This window comes from Nostoc sp. CCY 9925 (assembly GCF_963920935.1).
Taxonomy (GTDB): Bacteria; Cyanobacteriota; Cyanobacteriia; order Cyanobacteriales; family Nostocaceae; genus Nostoc.
Window position 1 is genome coordinate 144,758 of the sequence record NZ_CAWUDO010000003.1, and the last position, 21,741, is coordinate 166,498.

The 21,741-nt window shown below is 44.0% G+C and carries 17 protein-coding genes; 10 read left to right on the forward strand and 7 right to left on the reverse strand.

Translation table 11 applies throughout. The features are described from left to right. Positions 1 to 71 precede the first annotated feature (71 nt). The 3 genes from ACM0OY_RS02805 to ACM0OY_RS02815 all read left to right on the forward strand — a co-directional run bounded on the left by ACM0OY_RS02805 (position 72) and on the right by ACM0OY_RS02815 (position 6,076). A complete protein-coding gene (locus tag ACM0OY_RS02805; protein ID WP_414567369.1) occupies positions 72 to 983 on the forward strand; it encodes a LynF/TruF/PatF family peptide O-prenyltransferase in 912 nt (303 codons plus the stop codon). 56 nt (positions 984 to 1,039) lie between these two features. Further along, a complete protein-coding gene (locus ACM0OY_RS02810; protein ID WP_414567370.1) occupies positions 1,040 to 2,017 on the forward strand; it encodes a LynF/TruF/PatF family peptide O-prenyltransferase in 978 nt (325 codons plus the stop codon). 84 nt (positions 2,018 to 2,101) lie between these two features. Next, complete coding sequence (locus ACM0OY_RS02815) at positions 2,102 to 6,076, forward strand: PatA/PatG family cyanobactin maturation protease (RefSeq protein WP_414567371.1); 3,975 nt, start codon at positions 2,102 to 2,104, stop codon at positions 6,074 to 6,076. Between the two features lie 265 nt (positions 6,077 to 6,341). Here the strand turns inward: ACM0OY_RS02815 and ACM0OY_RS02820 are convergent, their stop codons facing one another. From ACM0OY_RS02820 to ACM0OY_RS02845, 6 genes are all read right to left on the reverse strand, one after another. Beyond that, positions 6,342 to 7,739, reverse strand: a complete 1,398-nt coding sequence (locus ACM0OY_RS02820; protein ID WP_414567372.1) for an AtzE family amidohydrolase — start codon at positions 7,737 to 7,739, stop codon at positions 6,342 to 6,344. Between the two features lie 10 nt (positions 7,740 to 7,749). Then, entirely contained in the window at positions 7,750 to 8,376 is a 627-nt protein-coding gene (locus ACM0OY_RS02825) for a DUF4328 domain-containing protein (RefSeq protein WP_414567373.1), read from the reverse strand. Positions 8,377 to 8,473: 97 nt separating this feature from the next. Beyond that, entirely contained in the window at positions 8,474 to 8,662 is a 189-nt protein-coding gene (locus ACM0OY_RS02830; protein WP_414567374.1) for a DUF4089 domain-containing protein, read from the reverse strand. Positions 8,663 to 8,704: 42 nt separating this feature from the next. After that, positions 8,705 to 9,052 carry a DUF952 domain-containing protein gene (locus ACM0OY_RS02835; RefSeq protein WP_414567375.1) on the reverse strand — a complete coding sequence of 116 codons (348 nt, stop codon included), beginning with the start codon at positions 9,050 to 9,052 and terminating at the stop codon, positions 8,705 to 8,707. Continuing rightward, positions 9,049 to 9,348, reverse strand: a complete 300-nt coding sequence (locus ACM0OY_RS02840) for a KGK domain-containing protein (protein ID WP_414567430.1) — start codon at positions 9,346 to 9,348, stop codon at positions 9,049 to 9,051. Before ACM0OY_RS02840 ends, ACM0OY_RS02835 begins: the two co-directional genes overlap by 4 nt. Positions 9,349 to 9,648: 300 nt before the next feature. Then, a complete protein-coding gene (locus ACM0OY_RS02845; RefSeq protein ID WP_414567376.1) occupies positions 9,649 to 11,163 on the reverse strand; it encodes a thioredoxin-like domain-containing protein in 1,515 nt (504 codons plus the stop codon). A gap of 477 nt (positions 11,164 to 11,640) precedes the next feature. Between ACM0OY_RS02845 and ACM0OY_RS02850 the strand changes: the two genes are divergently transcribed. Then, positions 11,641 to 12,399 carry an SIMPL domain-containing protein gene (locus ACM0OY_RS02850; RefSeq protein ID WP_414567377.1) on the forward strand — a complete coding sequence of 253 codons (759 nt, stop codon included), beginning with the start codon at positions 11,641 to 11,643 and terminating at the stop codon, positions 12,397 to 12,399. A gap of 119 nt (positions 12,400 to 12,518) precedes the next feature. Continuing rightward, a complete protein-coding gene (gene glsA, locus ACM0OY_RS02855; protein ID WP_414567378.1) occupies positions 12,519 to 13,433 on the forward strand; it encodes a glutaminase A in 915 nt (304 codons plus the stop codon). Positions 13,434 to 13,653: 220 nt separating this feature from the next. Here the strand turns inward: glsA and ACM0OY_RS02860 are convergent, their stop codons facing one another. After that, on the reverse strand, positions 13,654 to 15,345 hold the full coding sequence (locus ACM0OY_RS02860) for a hypothetical protein (RefSeq protein ID WP_414567379.1): 1,692 nt from the start codon (positions 15,343 to 15,345) through the stop codon (positions 13,654 to 13,656). 436 nt (positions 15,346 to 15,781) lie between these two features. Here ACM0OY_RS02860 and psaA point away from each other — a divergent pair, with 436 nt between their 5' ends. The 5 genes from psaA to ACM0OY_RS02885 all read left to right on the forward strand — a co-directional run bounded on the left by psaA (position 15,782) and on the right by ACM0OY_RS02885 (position 21,515). After that, on the forward strand, positions 15,782 to 18,040 hold the full coding sequence (psaA, locus tag ACM0OY_RS02865; protein WP_414567380.1) for a photosystem I core protein PsaA: 2,259 nt from the start codon (positions 15,782 to 15,784) through the stop codon (positions 18,038 to 18,040). Between the two features lie 242 nt (positions 18,041 to 18,282). Then, on the forward strand, positions 18,283 to 20,508 hold the full coding sequence (psaB, locus tag ACM0OY_RS02870; protein WP_414567381.1) for a photosystem I core protein PsaB: 2,226 nt from the start codon (positions 18,283 to 18,285) through the stop codon (positions 20,506 to 20,508). Between the two features lie 68 nt (positions 20,509 to 20,576). Further along, complete coding sequence (locus tag ACM0OY_RS02875; RefSeq protein ID WP_414567382.1) at positions 20,577 to 20,972, forward strand: hypothetical protein; 396 nt, start codon at positions 20,577 to 20,579, stop codon at positions 20,970 to 20,972. Then, positions 20,962 to 21,168 carry a hypothetical protein gene (locus tag ACM0OY_RS02880; protein WP_322711119.1) on the forward strand — a complete coding sequence of 69 codons (207 nt, stop codon included), beginning with the start codon at positions 20,962 to 20,964 and terminating at the stop codon, positions 21,166 to 21,168. Before ACM0OY_RS02875 ends, ACM0OY_RS02880 begins: the two co-directional genes overlap by 11 nt. Continuing rightward, the gene (locus tag ACM0OY_RS02885) at positions 21,168 to 21,515 is read left to right on the forward strand and encodes a type II toxin-antitoxin system PemK/MazF family toxin (protein WP_414567431.1); all 348 of its coding nucleotides are present in this window, start codon (positions 21,168 to 21,170) and stop codon (positions 21,513 to 21,515) included. The genes ACM0OY_RS02880 and ACM0OY_RS02885 overlap by 1 nt, the downstream gene beginning before the upstream one ends. Positions 21,516 to 21,741 lie beyond the last annotated feature (226 nt).

Consider the following 21,741-nt stretch of genomic DNA (forward strand, 5'->3'; position numbering starts at 1 on the left):
AAATTCGATTCTGATGAGTGTATATCATTCATCTTAGATACTTAAAAGCTGTTTCATCAGGAAATATAATTATGAATATGATTTCTGTCTTTGAGCATAATTATTTACAAGAGCAGCGCCTTCAATTCATGCAGGCACATAGAGATGCTTTTGATGTTACTTCTGATTTTCCTCTACCGCTTTTTGAAAAGTTAGTCATTGAAATAGAGGGAAGCTGTGTTATTGAGCCGTCCTGTAAGATTGAACGCGATAAATTGCACTCAGGTCGTTTTTTAATTTTTAGCGATCGAGAAAATACTTGGCATAAAACATTACCACAAGCCTTAAATTTTTTGGATTCAATTGAAAGTCGAGTGGGTGTTAAAATTAACCGCGATTCGCTGCTACAGTTTCTGGCAGCACACATCAATTCTGGCAAAATTATGGGGATTTCCACGGGACTCGACTTACGCTCAGAACTTGGAAAATCTAGTGTAAAAATACATTTTATGCTTTATGAAAACTCTGAAGAACTAGTGAGTACGGCAATTGCTCTTGATGGTGGTTATTACCCAATTGAGTTAGTCCAGGTTCTTTTAAAAGATTGTCGCATTATTGGGTTTGACTTTTTTCTGAATGGGCACAGTGAGGTAGAGCTATATGGTTACTCTTCAGAAAAGCAAAACTCTATACATCGAGGGGAATATCTTAGATATTATATAAAGAAAAACTTTTCAGAAAAAGTTATTTCTCTGCTTGATATTGCAGATCACTTTATGGCAGGCTTTTCCAAAGCTAATGTAGAGCCAGTTTTATATTACTGTTTTGACAACATAAAAGATATACCCAAATATTTTTGTTTTAACGGTTTAGGTAATAGAGTCTATGACTTTTGTCGAAGTCAAGATTCTATTATTATGACTTTGATAGGTGTTACTGAGGGAAACTTAAATGTTGAGCGATTGGATGATTTTCGCTTGTATTACAGAAAGGAATTTGCTTGAAGCCCAAAAAATATAATTTAATATTGGCAAATTTTACTTATTTTTTGAAAAAAACTATGACTCTGAATTATTCATTTCAACAGATGAATCTACGAGAACGTCGTCTTCAGTTTATCCGAAGTTATTGCGATGCTTTCGATGTTGAGCCAACCTTCGCTCTCCGCCTTTTTGAAGAAGCTGTTCTTGAACTAGAAGCACCGTCTGGTGTTGAACCTATATGCAACGTTGAAGGCGATCGGCTATTTGCAGTACATTTTCAAGTCGCTAGCTATGAACATACTTGGCCTAGATCGCTGACAGATGCCTCAAATTTTTTAGATAAAGTTGAAAGCAGAATAGATCTTAAAATCAATCGTAACTTGCTCGATCGCTTTTCAGCGCTATATATTGGATCTAGCAAAATCAAAAATAACACCATAGGCATTGACTTACGTCCGACACTTCACGATTCTTCGATCAAAATATATATGCACATCACTCCTGGGGAAGGTAACGAAGATTTAGTGATGACAGCGATTGCTCTTGATGGTGCTGAATATTCGGCTGAATTGACAGAAGTTCTAATAAAAGATGTTGTTATAATTGGGTTTAATCTTTTCTTGGATGGCCGTAGTAACATCTTAATAGCAGCGGGTTCACCAGGAGGAAAATATAAACTTCAGGGAAGTTTTGGAAAGCATTTCACTGCTTATATACAAAAAAACTTTTCACACAAAGTAATTTCTATTTTTAATGTTTCAGACTTTGTTGCGGCAAGTTTTTCTAAGGAGAAGATAGAGCCAGGTTTGCATTTCCATTTTTTGAACATCAAAGACATACGGCGATATTTTGCATTTAATAGCATAGGCAATAAGATTTATGACTTTTGTCAGAGTCAGGATTGCGTTACCTATGCTGGTGTAAGTACTACAGAGAAAGAATTAAAAAGTAATAGATTAGATAAATATAGTTTTTTTTACAACCAAAGCGATACATGTCAATCGAATTTAGATAAAGCAAGCTTAATTTCAATGGCTGCTGGTATTACTCGTTAAAGAAAATAGTAATCGCAATTTCTTCATTAGTCCTTGCTGTTATAAGCTAACTTCCCCAATTATTGTTTTTGATTATCCACTGCCATGAGCTATCATCCCTTCGCTGTTTCCCTCAATCCCTTTGTGCAAGTGACAAGCACCGAAGACCACTACACCCTGCGATCGCCAGAATCCGATCCAACCGCTTTGCTTACTATGGCTACAACGCCCGGAATTGGTATGGCTCTTGAGCATCTCAAAGCAGGCAACACCACCATTGAGTCACTTGTACAAGCGTTAGCCGAACTCGATGGTCGTGCAACCGGGGAACAGTTCGGGCGGATGCTAGAACAATTAAATGAACGGGGTTGGTTGAGTTACGCCGTGTTGCCCTTAGCAGAAGCAATCCCAATGGTGGACTCTGCCGAGTTGAATCTCACCGAACCTTATTGGACACAAACGCGCCTCACTCTCTCGCGCTTTGCCTATCAGCATTCCCACGATGGCGCAATGGTGCTGGAGTCCCCCCTCTCAAAGTTTCGGATTAAACTCCTCGATTGGCGAGCAAGTGCGATCTTAGCTCAACTTGCCCAGCCGCAATCCTTAGCGACATTAACGCCACCACCCTACTTGGGGCCAGAAACCGCGTATCAATTCCTCAATTTGTTGTGGGCAGCAGGGTTTCTGACATCTGACCCTGAACCCCCCTCGCTCCAGCTTTGGGATTTTCACAACCTGCTGTTCCACAGTCGCAGCCGCTTGGGCCGCCATGACTATTCACCAGAAAATATTAACATTGAGCAGTGGTCTGATTTTCCGGTGGTGAAATCGCCTATGAGCCACCAAATTGTCCCACTGCCGCGTCCGAACTTAGGAGCGTTGAAGTGTAATGATGCTACACTCACGCAAGCAATTGAAACGCGGAAATCTATTCGAGAATACGATGAAACAAATCCAATCACCATAGAACAACTCAGCGAACTACTCTATCGTACTGCCCGTGTCAAAGACATTCGTCAAGCAGAAGAGTATTTTGGTGAAAATTGGCGGGAAATACTTGGTTTTAACGCGCCCATTGACTATGGCGAGTTAGGCAGTCGGCCATATCCTGGCGGTGGAGCAATGTATGAACTGGAGATCTATCCAGTGGTGCGGCGTTGTCGAGGGTTGGATGCAGGGTTGTATCACTACAATCCACTCAATCATCAATTGGAAAAGATTGCTGAATCAGAGGATGTCCTCGCTCTGGAACCATATATTTATTACAAACCACAACCGCAAGTCCTTCTTGTAATTACAGCGCGTTTTGGACGGCTGTTCCGCAAGTATCGCTCTGTGGCTTATTCGTTAGTGCTCAAACATGTCGGAGTATTACAACAAAATCTCTATCTAGTAGCAACGAATATGGGTCTGGCTCCTTGCGCGTTGGGGGCTGGCGATAGCGATGGTTTTGACCGAGCAGCAGGTCTGGATTATGTGGAAGAGTCAGCGGTAGGTGAGTTCATATTAGGTTCGCTGCCGAACCATGCTGTGAAAGTGAGTGATGTTGCTTTAAATGAAGTGGCTAGCTCGAATGAGACTATGGAGGCAGCAGTTTCGGCGAGTCAGGTTGAATCTGCTGAACCTGAGCGACATGAGACAAAAGTTGCAGCGAGTGAAACGGATGAAGGTACGGTTGAAGCTCAATTTGAGTCTGCTGATGTAGAAGATAGCGTTACTGAATCTGAGTTTGGGGTTAGGCCTGTGCCGTCAAGCCAATCCATAGAAGGCTGGGGAACGTCTGTTGAGGAATCTGCTAGTGACGTTGTGGTGAGTCAGGCTGAAGCTGTTGAGGTTTCTGCATCAGCACAAACAGCAGTTGAAGCAACCCAGGCACAGGACTCAGCTGATGAAGTAGATTCAAATTCCACCAACGATGTGATTGAGCCTACAACCATTTCAGCCAGCGAGGTTGAGGCAACAGCACAACAGGTTCCTCTGGCGCTTCATTCCCACATCCTCGACGATCGCATCCCTGGACTAGCTCATCTACGCAACCAAACTCTCGGTGACCCCCGCATCACTATTGTGGTTATCGAAGGCAACCCCGACCATTCTTTGTCCTGTTTCCAGGGAGCCGAAATTTCTAAAGTTTTTCCCTACTGGGAGGAGATTCCAGAGCCGTTTTCTGCGGAAGAATACGCGACTTTCCGAGCAATTGAGGACAGCGATCGCACTAAGCAGGAGAAAGAAGAAGCACTCAAAGCGGCTTTTCCAGAAACGCTCATCCAACGTCTTAAAGGTGATGACCATACCTCCCATGTCACTAGCATTATTGTGGGTCAAGAGAATACCCCTGCTGCTGGTATTGCTCCCAACTGCCGCCTGATTAATCTGCCACTTAATAACACAGGGATTCCAGAAGAATTTATCTCTCCTCTTAATTTAGCCCGTGCTTTTGAGTTAGCCCTAGATTTAGGAGCAAATATCATTCACTTTGGAATGTGTCGCCCCACCAAAACTGGCGAAGGGGAAGAGCTATTTGCTAAAGCCGTACAGAAGTGCTTAGATAACAACATTCTGATTGTTGCACCTGCGGGTAACGGTTCAGGTGAATACTGGTGTCTGCCTGCTGTATTGCCAGGAACCCTTCCTGTAGGAGCAATGGATCTAGGCCATCCACCAGCCGACTATAGTAACTGGGGAGGCAATTATACTAAAGAGGGAATTATGGCTCCCGGTGATGACATTTGGGGAGCGCAATTGGCAAGCGAAAAACCCAAACTCAGAACGGGAACGAGTGGAGCCGCCCCCATTGTAACCGGAATCTCGGCGCTACTAATGAGTTTGCAACTGCAAGCGGGCAAACCCGTAGATGCCGAAGCCGTCCGCGCAGCATTGCTTAAAACTGCGATTAAGTGCGACACAGAAATCGTCGAAGAACCGGAACGCTGTCTGCGCGGCTTTGTCAATATCCTCGGTGCTATGAAGATGCTGTTTGGGCGACCCTCCGTCACCATTTCCTTTGCAGGCGACCAAGTGACCCGCACAGAACATGGTGGATACGCCATTCCTGACGTTACGCTTCCTTTAGCAAGCATCAGTACAGCGATCGCCGCTACCAATGCCAGCCCAGCCCTGCAACCTGCTACCCTTGGCATATCAACCGAGGCATCCGTCAGCGCTGCTGCTCCGGCACAAACAAGCAGCGTCGAACCTAGTATCATCTACTCTACCAATGTTTTCGTCCTGGGCACCCTTGGTTATGACCTTGGGGATGAAACTCGGCGCGACACCTTTAAGGAACAGATGGCTCCCGCCCAAGTCAACGGCATTATCGTTCCACCAGACCCCCACGATGCCCGCCAGATGGTCAATCACCTCGATCGCAACCCTGGTGAAAGCAGTTCTCTAATCTGGACTTTGAAGTTCGATGGAGACACCATTTATGCCCTAGAGCCAACAGGAGCGTTTTCAGGGCAGATATACGAAATGTTTTTGCTGATGTTGGCAGGGCAACTGGAGCCAGAAGGCAGCGATGAATTAGTTGAGTGGATTAGCATACCCGCCCAACTCACCAACCGCACGGTGGAACTCTTCTCCGGTGAAGTTGTGCCTGTGGTGAAAGTACATAACCTACGGGGAATGTACGGCTGGAACGTCAATTCTCTGGTGAACGCAGCGATGGCGACAATCTCTCGTCAGGTGGACGAAGACCGAGAACCCCTTGTGCGCCAAAGTCTGGCGAACTTCCTCAACCGAGTCTACAACGAGCTACGCAATGTGGGGCAGAGTTCCCGCGATCGCGCCCTCAACTTCGCTGCCACCAACATTTTCCAAGCTGCTTCGACCTTTGCCAAAGCGATCGTCCAGCGTCGTCAACTAGACACCATTAAAGTCGAAAAAAGCCCTTTCTGTCGGGTTAATAGTAACTGTTGGGATGTTAGGCTTGAGTTCTTCGACCCAGAAAGTAGCAGTCGGGGGCGCAAGGTCTTCCTTTTTACCCTTGACGTGGCAATTGCGATGCCAGTGACTCTAGGTGAAGTGAAAAGTTGGTCACTGCCCTCTCGCCCAAAAGGGCAATCGGATTTAGTGCGATGATATTCATTGGGACTGATATCATGTCCGGCTGAATACTTATCATTTAGACTGACGCGGGGACGCGGGGACGCGGAGAGATTTTAATGATAAGTGATTAGGCGGACATGATATGACATAGCATTTCCCATTCTAGTGAGGTACAAGGTAGGGTCGTAAAGCTTTGCGCCCCTAGAAATTTCTGTACAATCACTTGGTTTTTGTTAACTAAGTAGGTCAACTTAATGAATAATTTTAATAGCAAAAAATTAAATGAAAAACTTACCAATTAGTTATTAAAAACTACTGGTGCTGAAACTATACCCTTTTCCTCTAAGGCTGCGGCAATTTGTAAAATCAATGCTTCATTATATGGTGCTGCTATCAATTGCACGCCTAAAGGTAAGGCATTTGGACGCACAATTGGCACTGATAAAACAGGTAAACCAATAAAAGATAATGGTTGAGTAAATAAACCCAAATGAGGACGAATCAGAATTTCTTCGCCGTCTAAAATCATAGTTTGTTGACCAATTAACGGGGCAGAAATTGGTGTAGTTGGGGCAAGAATGATATCGACATTTTGAAATACTTCTCGGACGCGATCGCGGTACCATCTTCTAAAGCGTTGCGCTTGCAGATACCAACTACTAGGAATTAACGCCCCAGCCAAAAAGCGATCGCGTGTTGCTGGATCGAAATCCTCAGGACGCCTTTGCAACTTATCTAAATGCAGATTTGCTCCCTCGCTAGCCGTAATCACAAACGCCGCAGCAGGGGCGCGGTGCGCTTCTGCTATGGTTACATATTCAGTTACATCCAAAGCATCAGCAACTATTTGCACTGCTGCTAAAGCTTCCGCTTGGGCACTTTTGGTGAAATAATCAGCAGCGATCGCAATTTTGATTGCAGAGATATCTTGATGAGATGTTACATGTAACGTTTCTACAGGAGGACGCTGGGTGCAGATTGGATCGCGATGGTCTTTTCCTTGCAGCACATCAAACACCGCAGAAATATCCTGTACTGAACGTGCAAAACACCCAATGTGGTCAAAACTGCTAGAAAATAAAGCTACCCCAGCGCGAGACAACCTGCCATAAGTCGGCTTGAAACCAAAAACCCCACACAACGCCGCCGGAACCCGAATCGAACCATTGGTATCAGAACCCAGCGTCAGCGGCACCAAGCCACCAGCCACAGCCGCCGCTGAACCGCCCGACGAACCCCCAGCAACTCGCAATAAATCATGGGGATTATGAGTAGCACCATAATGGGAATTTTCGGTCACAAAGCCATAGGCGTACTCATCCATATTTAAAGCACCAAGTAGAACAGCACCGGCTTGTTTCAACTTCGCCACTGCGGTTGCATCTTGGGTAGCTGCTGGGTTATCTGCATTGATTTTCGACCCCGCCAAAGTCGTTAAACCAGCAATATCAAAAAGATTTTTCACCGCGAACGGCACACCAGCAAGTATTCCAGGGTTATTACCTTGGGCAATTTCTTCGTCAATGCGTGCAGCATCAGTCAAAGCTGCCTCAGCAGTGATTGTTGTAAAACAGTTGAATTGATGATTCCGCGTTGCGATTCGTGCTAACGCAGCCTTGGTAACATCCACCGCGCTAACATTGCCTTCACGTACAGCAGTTGATATCGTCAGGGCATCGGCTGAATCAAAATTCATGCTGGAATATTTAGGAGATCGCACGTTTAGCTTTTTGAGTAATAGCAGTCCGCATAGTTTTTGCTAGTTGCAGCAAAATAGTTGTAAGACCTACATCTAAAATACAAGATAATAGAAACCAAATTGGCAGGAATTTATCTTCAGGATTTTTTGCGGCTTGTGTAAAAGCGATACGACCCACAGCATTTGAACCAATCATAAAGCCATACAGCGGTGCTATCAGCGATCGCACTTTTTCGCTCAAACTTGTTAAATCACCACCTTCGCCTTTAAATCGGTCAGCAAAAGTGGACAAAGTGTTAGCTATTCCCCAAAGACTGTATATTGGAATTAAAAATCGGGCGATCGCACCTCCGGGACTAATTGGATATTCGTGAAAAAGATTCTTTAAATCTGCATGGAGACGATGTAACCAAACCAAAAAAACAATGATTGAAACTACACCGACAATCAATGAAACTATTGATACCAATCCATCCAAGAAAGCAAGTAATTGATAAACGGGTTGTGCAATTACTTGCAGCAAAGAGAACAGTGTAGATACCAGCCCAATTCCCAAAACTACCCAAAGTAAACGCACCAAGAATCTACCCACACTTGCTGACTTCAACGACTCAGCATCATTCAAATTATTCATTGCATCTTTCTAATAGCATTGTCGGCTAATATATTAGTGCTGCATTTATACTTATGACTCAGTAAAATTACTAAAAAATAGCCGATCCTTAAAGCGACTATGGTTCAAATATTGGTGCTACTTCAATTTCTTCAGGTAAAGGAAAAGAATTTACGAGATTAGCGATCGCCTTAATTCTCTCAAAATTTGCCACCACCCTATCAAAATACTCATCTTTTACCTGCAAATCCAACAATAACGCCATCTGCTTAACATACTCCTCCACATCAAATTCTCGGTCTTCCATCTCTCTTCCTTTGCGCTCTTTGCGTCCTTTGCGGTTCGTTAATTATAAATCCCTAACTTCTCGCGGCAACTGAAAAAACCCATCTTCCCCAGCTGCAAAATCAATCACCCAATACACAGCATCGATATTCAATTCTCCATAAATATGAGGAAATAATTCCCCTATTTCTGCCTCCTCCTCACGAATCTCAGCTTGAACTTTCTCTAAATCAATAAAAAGTAAAACCAAATCTTTTTGATTATTAAAAAATCTATTTGCAACTTTAACGATTTGCGTTGACCTAGAACAATGAATAAAACCTTCAGAATCGAGTGAATCAACGTGATAGCTGCCCAAATTTTTTGCTTGTTCCCATTGTTGGCGTTGTGTAATGTGAAGAATAGTATTCATGTTGGTTGTATCATCTTACGAAGATCATCTAAAGGCGATTCTGGTTCATCAGGATAAAATTCTAACACTACAGTAATGTTGAGTTTGTCACGTTCTTTATAATTTGTTGGAGCAATAATTTCTGTAGATACCTTTATATTGATTTTTCCACGTTGCCAACTCGTAGAGCCAACTCTCAAAACACTACATTTTATACCTTTCCTAGAAGATTGCCATGTGATATCTTCAACTGGAAACTCAATTTCGTTTATACATACCTTTTGTAAAATTAGTAGATTCTCTGTAGAGACGGCGATTTATCGCGTCTTGTGAACGTGTTGGTCTATCAGACGCGATAAATCGCGTCTCTACATGAGGGCTTTCTCGCTAATCCCAAGTGTATTAGGATAAAACTGAATCAGACTTGTGTGTACACCGTAGCACCGCTTACGGGGAGGGGTTGGGGGTGGGGTGTTAGGGACTTTTGCAAGAGGTCTATTATTCTTTAAAATCTCACGCAAAGGCAAGGCAGCGCGTTGCGGGGGTTCCCCCCGTTGTAGCGACTGCCGCGCAAAGACGCAAAGAAAAAGTCTGCGTCTCTGGGTGAGGTAATCATTCTATAAATTCGGTGGAATACAAACATCTGGCGCACACAACCCAACAAACTCCAGCGTTATCACCTCAAAACTATTCAAATCTACGCGGCGAATCACATGATTATTAGTATCACTAATATATAGATATAAACCCAAAACACTCAATCCAGAAGGTTCAAAAAACTGAGTCTTTTTACCCTGTCCATCTTGTAAACCAGCAGTACCATCTCCTAAAACTGTTTGACAATTACCGCTAGGACTGACTAATTTAATTTTGTGATTGTAACTATCCGCCACCCAGAGAAAATTCTCAGCATATTCCACTCCCAAACAGTGTTGCAAACGCACATCTTCACCTTGTCCATCAACATCGCCAAAACCAAATAAATCTCCACTACCGCAAACAGTCCGTACTTGGTAAGGTTCTACAATTCCAACACCACGAATGGAACTAACTTCACTGTCAGCAATATATAATTCTTGCCCATTATGACTGATACCACTTGGTTGAGCAAACGCAGATTCAACGAGTGAACCATCAATACACGCCTCTGCACCCATACCAGTATAGGGTTTAACAACGCCTATTTCTAAATCCATCTGCCAAATTTGATGCGACCCCGCCATTGCAATGAACAAAGAATTTCCCACTTTCACTAAATCCCAAGGAGAATTCAGCGCAGTTTCTAAACCAGCACCGCCATGAAGTTGAATTTTGCGGCTTTGTTCCCCAGTTCCAGCGATAGTTTCTACTATCTGGTGCTGCAAATCAACTCGTCGCAGCGCATGATTTTCTGTATCAGCAACATAAAGCATTTGATTTTCTGCATCAAATGTCATTCCCTGCGGTGCAAAAAATTGTGCTTCGTCAAAAGCACCATCAGTTAAACCAGATTTTCCAGTACCAATTAAATGAAGAATTTTGCCATCAAAAGTACTCATAATCAGGCGATGATGTCCAGAGTCAGCAATAAATAAACCTGCTTGGGTAGCTAGAACTTTACCAGGAAAAGCTAAAGGTGTGATTAACGGTTGACGTTGTTTTTCTAAAGTCAAGCTAAGCTGTTGAAAATTAATTGTACCTTTGTCGCGGTGTTGCTGAATTAACTTTTGAATTAACTCTTCTAAAACGTTACGCTTTCCTTCACCAGAGACAGAACCTACTACATAACCTTCCGGGTCGATAATCATTAAAGTCGGCCAAGCACGCACAGCATACTCTTGCCAAACTCGAAAACCACTATCAACAATAACTGGGTGTTCGATGTCATAACGTAAGATAGCTTGGCGGATGTTTTCGGTTTCTTTTTCGTTATCAAATTTGCCAGAATGAACGCCGATAATAGTAAGACTGTCTTGATATTTTTGTTCTAAATATTTCAGGTCTGGCAGAATATGTAGACAATTAATACAGCAGTATGTCCAAAAGTCTAAAATTACTACTCTACCCTTGAGTTGTTTGAGAGATAAAGGTTTATCTGTATTGAGCCAAGAATAATTTTGTGGTAATTGTGGCGCTCTTACACGAGGTATCATAAAGTGTTATTTACTAAAGTTTACTCATCCGTTTAACTAGCAATTCAACGTAGTCATCGTAGAACTAGTATTTGATTTTTGAAAAGATACGTAGGACGTGTTAGCGCAAAGAGTACGGCACCATTGTTTTGGATTTGGTACGTTACGGATTTCATCCTAACGCACCCTACTGGCGTGACAAGACTAAATTTGTGCATTAGCTCTCCTCTTGTGGGATGGGCTTCTAGCCCGTCCTAATTGGCGGGCAAGATGCCCGCCCCACAAGAAAATTTATTGCAACATTTTAGCCATTGGCTCAAATACAGAAGATAGCGTTGTGAAATACATTTTTCAGGATTGGTCAAACAGACGTGCTACCCTTTGACACGAAAAATTATAGTAAAAGCAAATTTTTTCAGTTTCCAAAACTGTAACGTCAGCAGCTAGTAATTGCCCAAGTGCCATATTGGAAACACACAAAATTTTTCTGATACAGTTATGTATTATTCTTTGAGAAGTTTTATAGCTAATTTTAGTAAAACCTTACCTGCTTTATGTTTGTTCGGTTTGGTAAGTTGTCAAGCAGCTCAAAGCCGAGTTGAGCCAAATATATCATTCCAATCTCAAACACTTGTGGTTTCTGGAAGAGGAATGGTGGATATTCCTAAAACAAATGCACGAGTTAGTTTAGGTGTTCAAGTGCAGGGTGAAACATCGGGACTTGTCCAACAGGAACTTGCTAAGCGATCGCAAGCAGTTGTTAACTTATTAAAAACGCGTCAAGATGTGACTAAATTAGAGACTACCAGTATTACTCTAAATCCCCGCTACAACCCAAAAGATGGTAACCAAATAATTGGCTATTATGCAACTAACCTTGTCCGCTTCCAAATTGCTCCAGAAAAACTTGGTACTTTGTTAGATGAAGCAATTAAAACAGGAGCTACACGAATTGATGGTGTAACATTAGTAGCCTCGGATGAAGCGATCGCTACTGCACAAAAACGAGCGATCGATGCAGCCTCCAAAGATGCTCGCTCTCAAGCGGATGCAGCTCTTAGTGCTTTGCAACTCAAGCAACAGGAAATTGTCAGCATTCAAATTAACGGCGCTCGTCCACCCATACCAGTAGCAATGGAGACGAGCAACTTAATACAGAAAACAGCAGATTTCTCCAGCACGCCTGTTGTTGCCGGAGAACAAAGAATAGAAGCTTTTGTAACGTTACAAGTTCGCTATCAACCAACTCAAAATTAACCGATTTACATAAACTAGAAATGGTTTAACAGTAAACAGTTATCACTGGATAACTGTTTACTGTTATGCCTATTGCCTTATCTTAATAACAATTATTCACGCCGACTCACTTTAACCCTTTGAAAGAACTCGATCAACTAAGCACTACAAAATTCTCAGCTTGGGTACAACAAGCTAAAACTCAGGCTGAACGTGGAAAACTTGCCGATCGCATTCCCCAATTAGCATTAGCCGATCGCAATTGGTTTGCAGTTCACATCTGCTGTAAATCAGGACAAATCATCAGCTTTGGAGATACGGCTTGTGTGTTTCCCCTGATGAGCATTATTAAAACATTTTCCTTACTTTATCTCCTAGAACATCTAGGAGCAAAAACAGTTTTCGGCTGGGTTGGGGTGGAACCATCAGATGCACCTTTCAATTCTTTAGAACAATTAGTTAGCGATCGCGGTCGCCCTCGTAACCCCATGATTAATAGTGGGGCAATTACCCTCGCTGATAAATTACCAGGAAAAGATGCTGGCCATCGCACTTTTTTATTTTGTCAATGGTTGAATCAATTAGCAGGTTGTCAACTACATTTAGACCAAGCCATGTTGACTTCAGTACGATTAACACGCTCAACAGCTAATCAAGCGATCGCTAATTATCTTGCCGAAATCGGACATCTCCAAGATTTGGAAACAGCACTTGACACCTATGAGCAAATATGCTCTATTTCGGGAACAGTTGAAGATTTAGCTTTGTTAGGAAAACTCCTAGCTTTTGAAAATGGCTGTGTAGTTACACAAAACCGCCAAATTGTCAATGCTGTGATGTCAACTTGTGGACTTTATGAAGCTTCTGCCGAGTTTGCAGTTAGGATTGGTCTGCCAATGAAATCAGGCATTGGTGGTGGACTTGTAGCAATAGTACCAGGTAAAGGAGCGATCGCTTGTTACAGCCCCGCCTTAGACACAATAGGAAATCCAATAGCAGGGCTGGTTTTTGTCGAAGCTTTATCGCAAAATTTAGAGTTGAGTATCTTTCGTTAAAAAGGGTGTGGGGTGTAGGGGAATCTCCGCAAATAAATTCGGGGGATTTACAGCAGATTACTCTCCGAGTGAGGTACAGATAATCACAGGGGTACTTCTGGTATTGATATTATACCAATTTGAAAAAAGAATGCTCCCCATACATAAGCTCCAACCCTTGTGATATCTAGTTTTCTTAATTTTGAATTTTGTTAGCGTAGCTAAGCCGTGTCCGCGAGCGTCATTTTGAATTTTGAATTGGTATTACCTCTGGCTGTGGTGCTGGCGACGGTGTAACTGTTTCTGGCGCTGGAGACTCAATAATTTCTGGCAGGGTGGGTGGCGAACTCGGAGATGGCGCAACTATTACTTTTGGGGTGGGCGTCTCAAGAGTTCGACGCTTGAAAAATCCCCCAAATCTCGGTTTTGCTGGTTCAGGCGCAACTTTTTTCGGTAAAGGTGTTGATTCTGGCAGTGGTTCTGGTTGAGTTGCTGCTGGTGGCGTAGCTGGGGTTACTTGTGGAATTGGCGTTACTTCTGGCTGTGGTGCTGGCGACGGTGTAACTGTTTCTGGTGCTGGAGACTCAATAATTTCTGGCAGCGTCGGTGGCGAACTCGGAGATGGTGTAACTGTTGTTTCTGGGGTGGGTGTCTTACCTGCCCGACGGTTGAAAAATCCGCCAAATCTCGGTTTTGCTGGCTCAGGTGCAACTTTTTCTGGTAAAGGCGTTGATTCTGGAGTTGGGGTTACTGTTGGCTGTGGTTCTGGTGCAGGAGACTCGATAATTTTTGGTGGTGTTGGCGACAAGCTAGGAGATGGTGCAGCCGTTGGAGGTTGTAACTTTGGTTGTTCTGGCTTAATTGGCTGTGTTTTCGATTCTTCTGGAACTTCAATTTCAGGAATTGGCTGTTTTTCTACCTTTGGCTGTATTTCGGGTATTTTTTCAACAGCAGGGGTAGGTGCAAATTTATAATTTGGGTCTACAATGCCACGTACTTGATTTGCCGTGAGTTCTCCTCTGGTAATTCTCGACAGAGTGTCTTTACCCTTTGGCTCGTAGTTAATCAGCCTAACTGTGGTATTGAAAGCATTTTTGAGGGAATTTCCCTGATTATCGAGGAATTCGAGTTTTACCCAGTTTTTACCAGGCTTCCAACCTTTGAGGTAAATTGATTGCCAGCGATCGAAAATAAAGCTTTCACCATTGATTGTGCAACGAATACGCCAGTCGCTAAATTCGTCCTTAGCATTTTCTGACGCAACTAGATGCAGGGGAGCATTAGTTAGGTAAAAGTCAACTAAGATTGGTTCTGCCCCGTAACTACTTTGGGGACGACTGTAAGTGAGCAACGGCAGACTAGAAGCTGGGTTATTGTCGTCAGTTTTAGTGAAGACGTGAAATGTTGTCTGGGCATAAGCGCCTTCATTTTTAAAGCTTTCATGCCAAGGACGTGAAGCAAAGACACGCAAGGTATGAGTACCTGGGGACAAGTCTGGAAAAACTAAGGGCTGATTCAGATCGTAAACAGGTATATAAGGTTGATTATCAAGGAATACGTGTAGATGTGGCCCTAGTTGTAATTCTGGGTCTTTGAATATTGGTAAATCCTTCACCTGAAAGCGGGCTGTGACTTTGTTATCTGAGAAAACTTCATCAGGTTTTGGAGTAATAATCGTCACTTGTGGCTGATAAACTTCCAAAATTGGACGCAATTCTTGGATAACAGCAGGAGGGGCAACTTCCGAAAATTGCTTAGAAACTTGAGAAATTCGGACACCCTCTGATTGATTACCAACAGATACTTCTTGGCTGCCAGCCTTACCGCCACAACTGGTTAAGCTACATACCAATACCAATGTCATTACGAACCTGAGAATCCGAAAACTCCAAGGGAGGAGCTTCTCTAACACCATTTTCTGCCAAAATTCCATGCCTTACACCCTGCAATCCTCTTTGACATGTCCATAGGGAACTATAGCCCAAAAGAGGCAAGGGAGGCAGGGAGGTAGGGGAAGCAGGGGCAGGGGGAGAAAACTTCTAACTCTTAACTCCTAACTCAGCACTAAGCACTCCCAATGCCCCAATATATATTTTACGAATTGTTATCCTTTGTAAATTAAATGAATAATCTATTGACTTTTGGACAATTAGTTTGAAGGTTAAAAGGCATAAAAGGCAGTTATTTCAGCGATTTTGAATTATTGTTAAAATATCTCCATCAATGTACAAGTGAAGACTTTATAATTCAACGAGAAACAACTCTCCACATGGGTCTTCACTGTGGCTTCAGCAAATCACTGGAGTGTGCGGTAAAACATTACTATGTGGTAATCATGATTCCTCATTCCTTATCAGAGAGGAGGTCGAATGGCAATAAGTCCTCCGGAGCGAGAGGAAAAAAAGGCAAAAGTAATCGTCGATAACGACCCGGTTCCTACCTCATTTGAGAGATGGGCAAAACCTGGGCACTTTGACAGATCTTTAGCCAGAGGTCCAAAAACCACTACATGGATTTGGAACCTTCACGCACTCGCCCACGATTTTGATACACATACAAGCGATTTAGAAGACATATCCCGCAAGATATTCTCAGCACACTTCGGCCACTTAGCCGTAGTGACAATCTGGCTGAGCGGGATGATTTTCCACGGCGCGAAGTTTTCTAACTACGAAGCTTGGCTGAGCGACCCGTTAAACGTTAAGCCAAGTGCCCAAGTCGTTTGGCCCATTGTGGGACAAGACATTTTAAACGGTGATGTTGGCGGTGGTTTCCACGGTATTCAAATCACCTCTGGTTTGTTCCAAGTATGGCGTGGCTGGGGTATTACAAACTCCTTCCAACTGTACTGCACTGCGATCGGTGGCTTGGTATTAGCAGGCTTATTCCTATTCGCCGGCTGGTTCCATTACCACAAACGCGCTCCCAAACTGGAATGGTTCCAGAATGTGGAGTCGATGCTGAATCACCACCTACAAGTATTGTTAGGTTGTGGTTCCTTGGGATGGGCAGGACACTTAATTCACGTGTCTGCACCGACTAACAAGCTTTTGGATGCCGGGGTTGCCATCAAAGACATACCCTTGCCCCACGAGTTCATCTTGAACAAAGACTTGTTGACGGAACTCTACCCAGGCTTTGCTGCTGGTATAGCACCTTTCTTCACCTTGAACTGGGGTCAGTATGCTGACTTTCTCACCTTCAAGGGCGGTCTAAACCCAGTAACAGGCGGCTTGTGGCTGACAGATATTTCCCATCACCACTTAGCGATCGCAGTCCTGTTCATCATTGCTGGTCACCAGTACCGCACGAACTGGGGTATTGGTCACAGCATCAAAGAGATCCTGGAAAACCATAAGGGTCCTTTCACTGGTGAAGGTCACAAAGGTCTCTACGAAAACCTGACCACATCTTGGCACGCTCAGTTGGCAACTAACCTCGCCTTCTTGGGTTCGCTGACCATCATCATCGCGCATCACATGTACGCGATGCCCCCCTATCCATACTTGGCAACTGACTACGCTACGCAGTTGTGCATATTCACTCACCATATTTGGATCGGTGGCTTCTTGATTGTTGGTGGAGCAGCTCACGCTGCCATCTTCATGGTGCGCGATTACGATCCAGTTGTGAATCAAAACAACTTGCTCGATCGGGTGATTCGTCACCGGGATGCGATTATTTCTCACCTGAACTGGGTATGTATTTTCCTTGGCTTCCATAGCTTTGGACTGTACATTCACAACGACACAATGCGTGCATTGGGTCGTCCCCAAGACATGTTCTCTGATACGGCAATTCAATTGCAGCCAGTATTTGCCCAGTGGGTACAAAATATTCACGCTTTGGCTCCTGGAACAACTGCACCTAATGCCCTAGAACCAGTTAGCTATGTCTTCGGCGGCGGTATTTTGGCTGTTGGCGGCAAGGTGGCAGCTGCGCCCATCGCTTTGGGTACAGCGGACTTCCTAATTCACCACATTCACGCCTTCACCATTCACGTCACCGTCCTAATTCTGCTCAAAGGTGTGCTGTTTGCCCGTAGCTCTCGTCTGATTCCAGACAAAGCTAACTTGGGTTTCCGCTTCCCCTGCGACGGTCCTGGTCGTGGCGGTACATGTCAAGTGTCCGGTTGGGATCACGTATTCCTAGGACTATTCTGGATGTATAACTCCCTATCAATTGTAATTTTCCACTTCAGCTGGAAGATGCAATCAGATGTCTGGGGAACGGTAGATCCAGATGGTACTGTGACTCACATCACTGGTGGTAACTTTGCCCAAAGCGCCATCACGATCAACGGTTGGTTGCGTGACTTCTTGTGGGCACAAGCTACACAAGTCATCAACTCCTACGGCAGTGCGCTATCTGCCTATGGACTCCTATTCTTAGGCGCTCACTTTGTTTGGGCATTCAGCTTGATGTTCCTGTTCAGTGGTCGCGGCTACTGGCAAGAATTAATTGAGTCCATCGTTTGGGCGCATAATAAACTGAAGGTAGCACCAGCAATTCAGCCTCGCGCTCTGAGCATTATTCAGGGTCGCGCTGTAGGGGTAGCTCACTACCTATTAGGTGGAATCGCTACTACTTGGGCATTCTTCCATGCACACATCCTTTCAGTAGGGTAGCAATCAGGAAATTTTGGATTTGAGATTTTAGATTTTGGTGAAGCAGGGTGGTCTTGGGGAGCCACTGCGGTCTTGGGGGTTTCCCCCATGAGCAAGTGGCGTGGTTTCCCCCATGAGTGACTGCTGAACCCGTTCGCGCAGCGTCTCCCCTTGGGAGAAGGGATTGAATCTAAAATCTAAAATCCAAAATCCAAAATTCAACTGGTACTTGATGGCTAAAGGTCAGAGGAATTATTAAACCTATGGCAACAAAATTTCCAAAATTTAGCCAGGATCTCGCACAGGACCCGACTACTCGTCGGATATGGTATGCGATCGCCACAGGCAACGACTTTGAAACCCATGATGGCATCACTGAGGAAAATCTTTACCAAAAGATTTTCGCTACTCACTTCGGTCACTTGGCAATCATCTTCTTGTGGGCATCCAGCCTCCTGTTCCATGTAGCCTGGCAAGGTAACTTTGAACAGTGGATTAAAGATCCTCTTCACATCCGTCCCATCGCCCACGCGATTTGGGACCCCCACTTCGGCAAACCAGCGGTCGAAGCTTTCACTCAAGCTGGCGCTAGCAATCCAGTAAACATTACATACTCTGGTCTGTACCACTGGTGGTATACCATCGGTATGCGGACAAATACCGAACTGTATAACGGTTCAGTATTCCTGCTGATATTCGCAGCTGTCTTGTTGTTCGCTGGTTGGCTGCACTTGCAACCCAAGTTCCGTCCTAGCTTGGCATGGTTTAAGAGCGCTGAACATCGCCTAAACCACCACCTAGCAGGTCTGTTTGGTGTTAGCTCTTTGGCGTGGGCTGGTCACCTAATTCACGTTGCTGTTCCCGAAGCTCGCGGACAGCACGTAGGTTGGGATAACTTCCTCAACACCCCACCCCACCCAGCAGGTTTAACACCCTTCTTCACCGGTAACTGGGCTGTTTACGCTCAAAACCCTGACACTCCTGGACATGTGTTCGGCACATCCCAAGGTGCAGGTACTGCAATTCTGACTTTCTTGGGTGGTTTCCATCCCCAGACAGAAGCTTTGTGGCTGACTGATATCGCTCATCACCACTTGGCGATCGCAGTATTATTCATCGTTGCCGGTCACATGTACCGGACAAACTTTGGGATTGGTCACAGTCTCAAAGAAGCCTTAAATGCCAAGAATTTCTTTGGTATTCCTGTTGAAGGCCCCTTCAACTTACCTCACCAAGGTATTTACGACACCTACAACAACTCTCTGCACTTCCAGTTGGGTTGGCACTTAGCAGCTTTAGGTGTTGTGACCTCCTTGGTAGCACAGCACATGTACTCCATGCCTTCCTACGCATTTATAGCTAAGGATTACACAACTCAGGCAGCGTTGTACACGCATCACCAGTATATTGCTGGCTTCCTGATGCTTGGTGCTTTTGCTCACGGAGCAATCTTCTGGGTACGTGATTACGACCCAGAACAAAACAAAGGTAACGTTCTTGACCGCGTGTTGAAGCATAAAGAAGCGATTATCTCCCACCTCAGCTGGGTATCCCTTTTCTTAGGCTTCCACACCCTGGGCTTGTACGTACACAACGATGTAGTAGTTGCTTTCGGAACTCCTGAAAAGCAAATCCTCATCGAGCCAGTCTTTGCTCAGTTCGTCCAAGCTGCTAACGGTAAGGTACTGTACGGTTTAGACACCTTGTTATCTAACCCTGATAGTATTGCTTACACAGCATGGCCCAACTACGCTAACGTCTGGTTACCAGGCTGGCTAGATGCCATCAACGCTGGTACAAACTCCCTGTTCTTAACAATCGGCCCTGGCGACTTCTTGGTACACCATGCCATCGCCTTAGGTCTGCACACCACCACCTTGATCTTGGTCAAAGGTGCTTTGGATGCCCGTGGTTCTAAGCTGATGCCCGATAAAAAGGACTTCGGCTATGCCTTCCCTTGCGACGGCCCCGGTCGTGGCGGTACTTGCGACATCTCTGCTTGGGATTCCTTCTACCTAGCTGCGTTCTGGATGCTCAACACCATTGGTTGGTTAACCTTCTACTGGCATTGGAAACATCTCGGTATTTGGCAAGGTAACGTTGCTCAGTTCAATGAGAACTCTACATACCTCATGGGCTGGTTCCGCGATTACCTGTGGGCAAACTCCGCTCAGTTGATTAACGGCTACAACCCCTACGGCGTGAATAACCTGTCTGTCTGGGCTTGGATGTTCCTATTTGGACACCTAGTTTGGGCTACCGGCTTCATGTTCTTAATCTCTTGGAGAGGTTACTGGCAAGAGTTGATCGAAACCCTTGTTTGGGCACACGAACGCACTCCTCTAGCTAACTTGGTTCGCTGGAAAGACAAGCCCGTTGCTCTATCCATCGTTCAAGCTCGCGTAGTTGGTCTAACCCACTTTGCAGTTGGTTATGTTGTGACTTACGCCGCATTCTTGATTGCTTCTACCGCTGGTAAGTTCGGTTAATTCCGCTACTAGTTTTGTAGATAAGTAATCAAAATCCCCTGCCGCAAGGTGGGGGATTTTTTGTAAAATTGATTAAGTTTAAAATTACAGTAATAGAAGTTAAAAATACTATAAAAATAAGTGGAAATAAAGTGCAATTCCAACAAAAACCTATTCTCAAAGAAAGTTGGTGGTTGATGTGGTGTAGTTTTCCTAACTTAAATTGGGCAAGGTTAAGAACTTACGATGATTTCTCTGCTGAGATATTAGATTGTGATGGTTCTAAATACACATTTTCTAATGAAGAAGAAGCACATTACTTCTTAATGGAGGATGAATATACACAATTTCAATCACTTGACCAAGAAGATGAGCAAGAACTCGGTATCCCGTTGTGTTTCATACAGATACCAAAAGGAAAAAACGAAAACGAATTAATAGAAAAAATGTATGTAAAACAAGCCGAAATACGAAATGAACACTAAACTTGTTGAATCACTGTTGCAAGTTATTCTATCTCTCTCTGATGAAGAGCGATCGCTTTTGAAAGAAAAGCTATTTTTCGATGAATCAGAGCCTTCAACTGATGAGCTAGTGCTACTTGCCCAGAATGGAGGAGCATTTAACTTTCTTGAAAATGAACCAGATATATACTCACTTGACGACGGAGAACCTATCTAATCCCTCTCCAAAAAGGTGATATCGTCTTGGTTCCATTTCCGTTTACAGACTTGACTGGAACAAAGCTACGCCCTGGTTTAGTTTTATGGATAGACACAATAGGCGATGATGTCACTTTATGTTTTATTTCATCTCAAAATATAAGTAGTTTGAGTCCAGAAGAATTTATTTTAGAACCTCTAGATCCAGATTTTACTAGTACTGGATTACGGGTTGCGTCTAAAGTTAGAGTGACTAAAATAACTACCATTGAGCGTAGACTAATCACCAGAAGGATAGGTAAATTGGGAACAAATCAAGTTCAGCAGTTGAATACAGTACTGCTTCAAGGTTTGAAACTGACATAATTTCAAGTATCTTCTAAACCTAGTGAAAACCGCGTAGTTTACCGCCGTAGTCATCGCCTAAAATTAACTTAGCGATCGCCAGCAATATGGAAGAACTGCAAATCTCAGAAATAGAAGCTACCTTTACAGCACTTGTTAACCAATGGTGAGATGAAACTCGTGGGATAAGTAAGTCGGTGGGAATAAACAGAACTATGTTACGAAACGTAAATGTACTTAAAGGACT

Bases quoted from the DNA above. Each gene is read 5' to 3' on its own strand.
- ACM0OY_RS02805 (WP_414567369.1), top strand. From the start codon at position 72: ATGAATATGATTTCTGTCTTTGAGCATAATTATTTACAAGAGCAGCGC.
- ACM0OY_RS02810 (WP_414567370.1), top strand. From the start codon at position 1,040: ATGACTCTGAATTATTCATTTCAACAGATGAATCTACGAGAACGTCGT.
- ACM0OY_RS02815 (WP_414567371.1), top strand. From the start codon at position 2,102: ATGAGCTATCATCCCTTCGCTGTTTCCCTCAATCCCTTTGTGCAAGTG.
- ACM0OY_RS02820 (WP_414567372.1), bottom strand. From the start codon at position 7,739: ATGAATTTTGATTCAGCCGATGCCCTGACGATATCAACTGCTGTACGT.
- ACM0OY_RS02825 (WP_414567373.1), bottom strand. From the start codon at position 8,376: ATGAATAATTTGAATGATGCTGAGTCGTTGAAGTCAGCAAGTGTGGGT.
- ACM0OY_RS02830 (WP_414567374.1), bottom strand. From the start codon at position 8,662: ATGGAAGACCGAGAATTTGATGTGGAGGAGTATGTTAAGCAGATGGCG.
- ACM0OY_RS02835 (WP_414567375.1), bottom strand. From the start codon at position 9,052: ATGAATACTATTCTTCACATTACACAACGCCAACAATGGGAACAAGCA.
- ACM0OY_RS02845 (WP_414567376.1), bottom strand. From the start codon at position 11,163: ATGATACCTCGTGTAAGAGCGCCACAATTACCACAAAATTATTCTTGG.
- ACM0OY_RS02850 (WP_414567377.1), top strand. From the start codon at position 11,641: ATGTATTATTCTTTGAGAAGTTTTATAGCTAATTTTAGTAAAACCTTA.
- ACM0OY_RS02860 (WP_414567379.1), bottom strand. From the start codon at position 15,345: ATGGAATTTTGGCAGAAAATGGTGTTAGAGAAGCTCCTCCCTTGGAGT.
- psaA (WP_414567380.1), top strand. From the start codon at position 15,782: ATGGCAATAAGTCCTCCGGAGCGAGAGGAAAAAAAGGCAAAAGTAATC.
- psaB (WP_414567381.1), top strand. From the start codon at position 18,283: ATGGCAACAAAATTTCCAAAATTTAGCCAGGATCTCGCACAGGACCCG.
- ACM0OY_RS02880 (WP_322711119.1), top strand. From the start codon at position 20,962: ATGAACACTAAACTTGTTGAATCACTGTTGCAAGTTATTCTATCTCTC.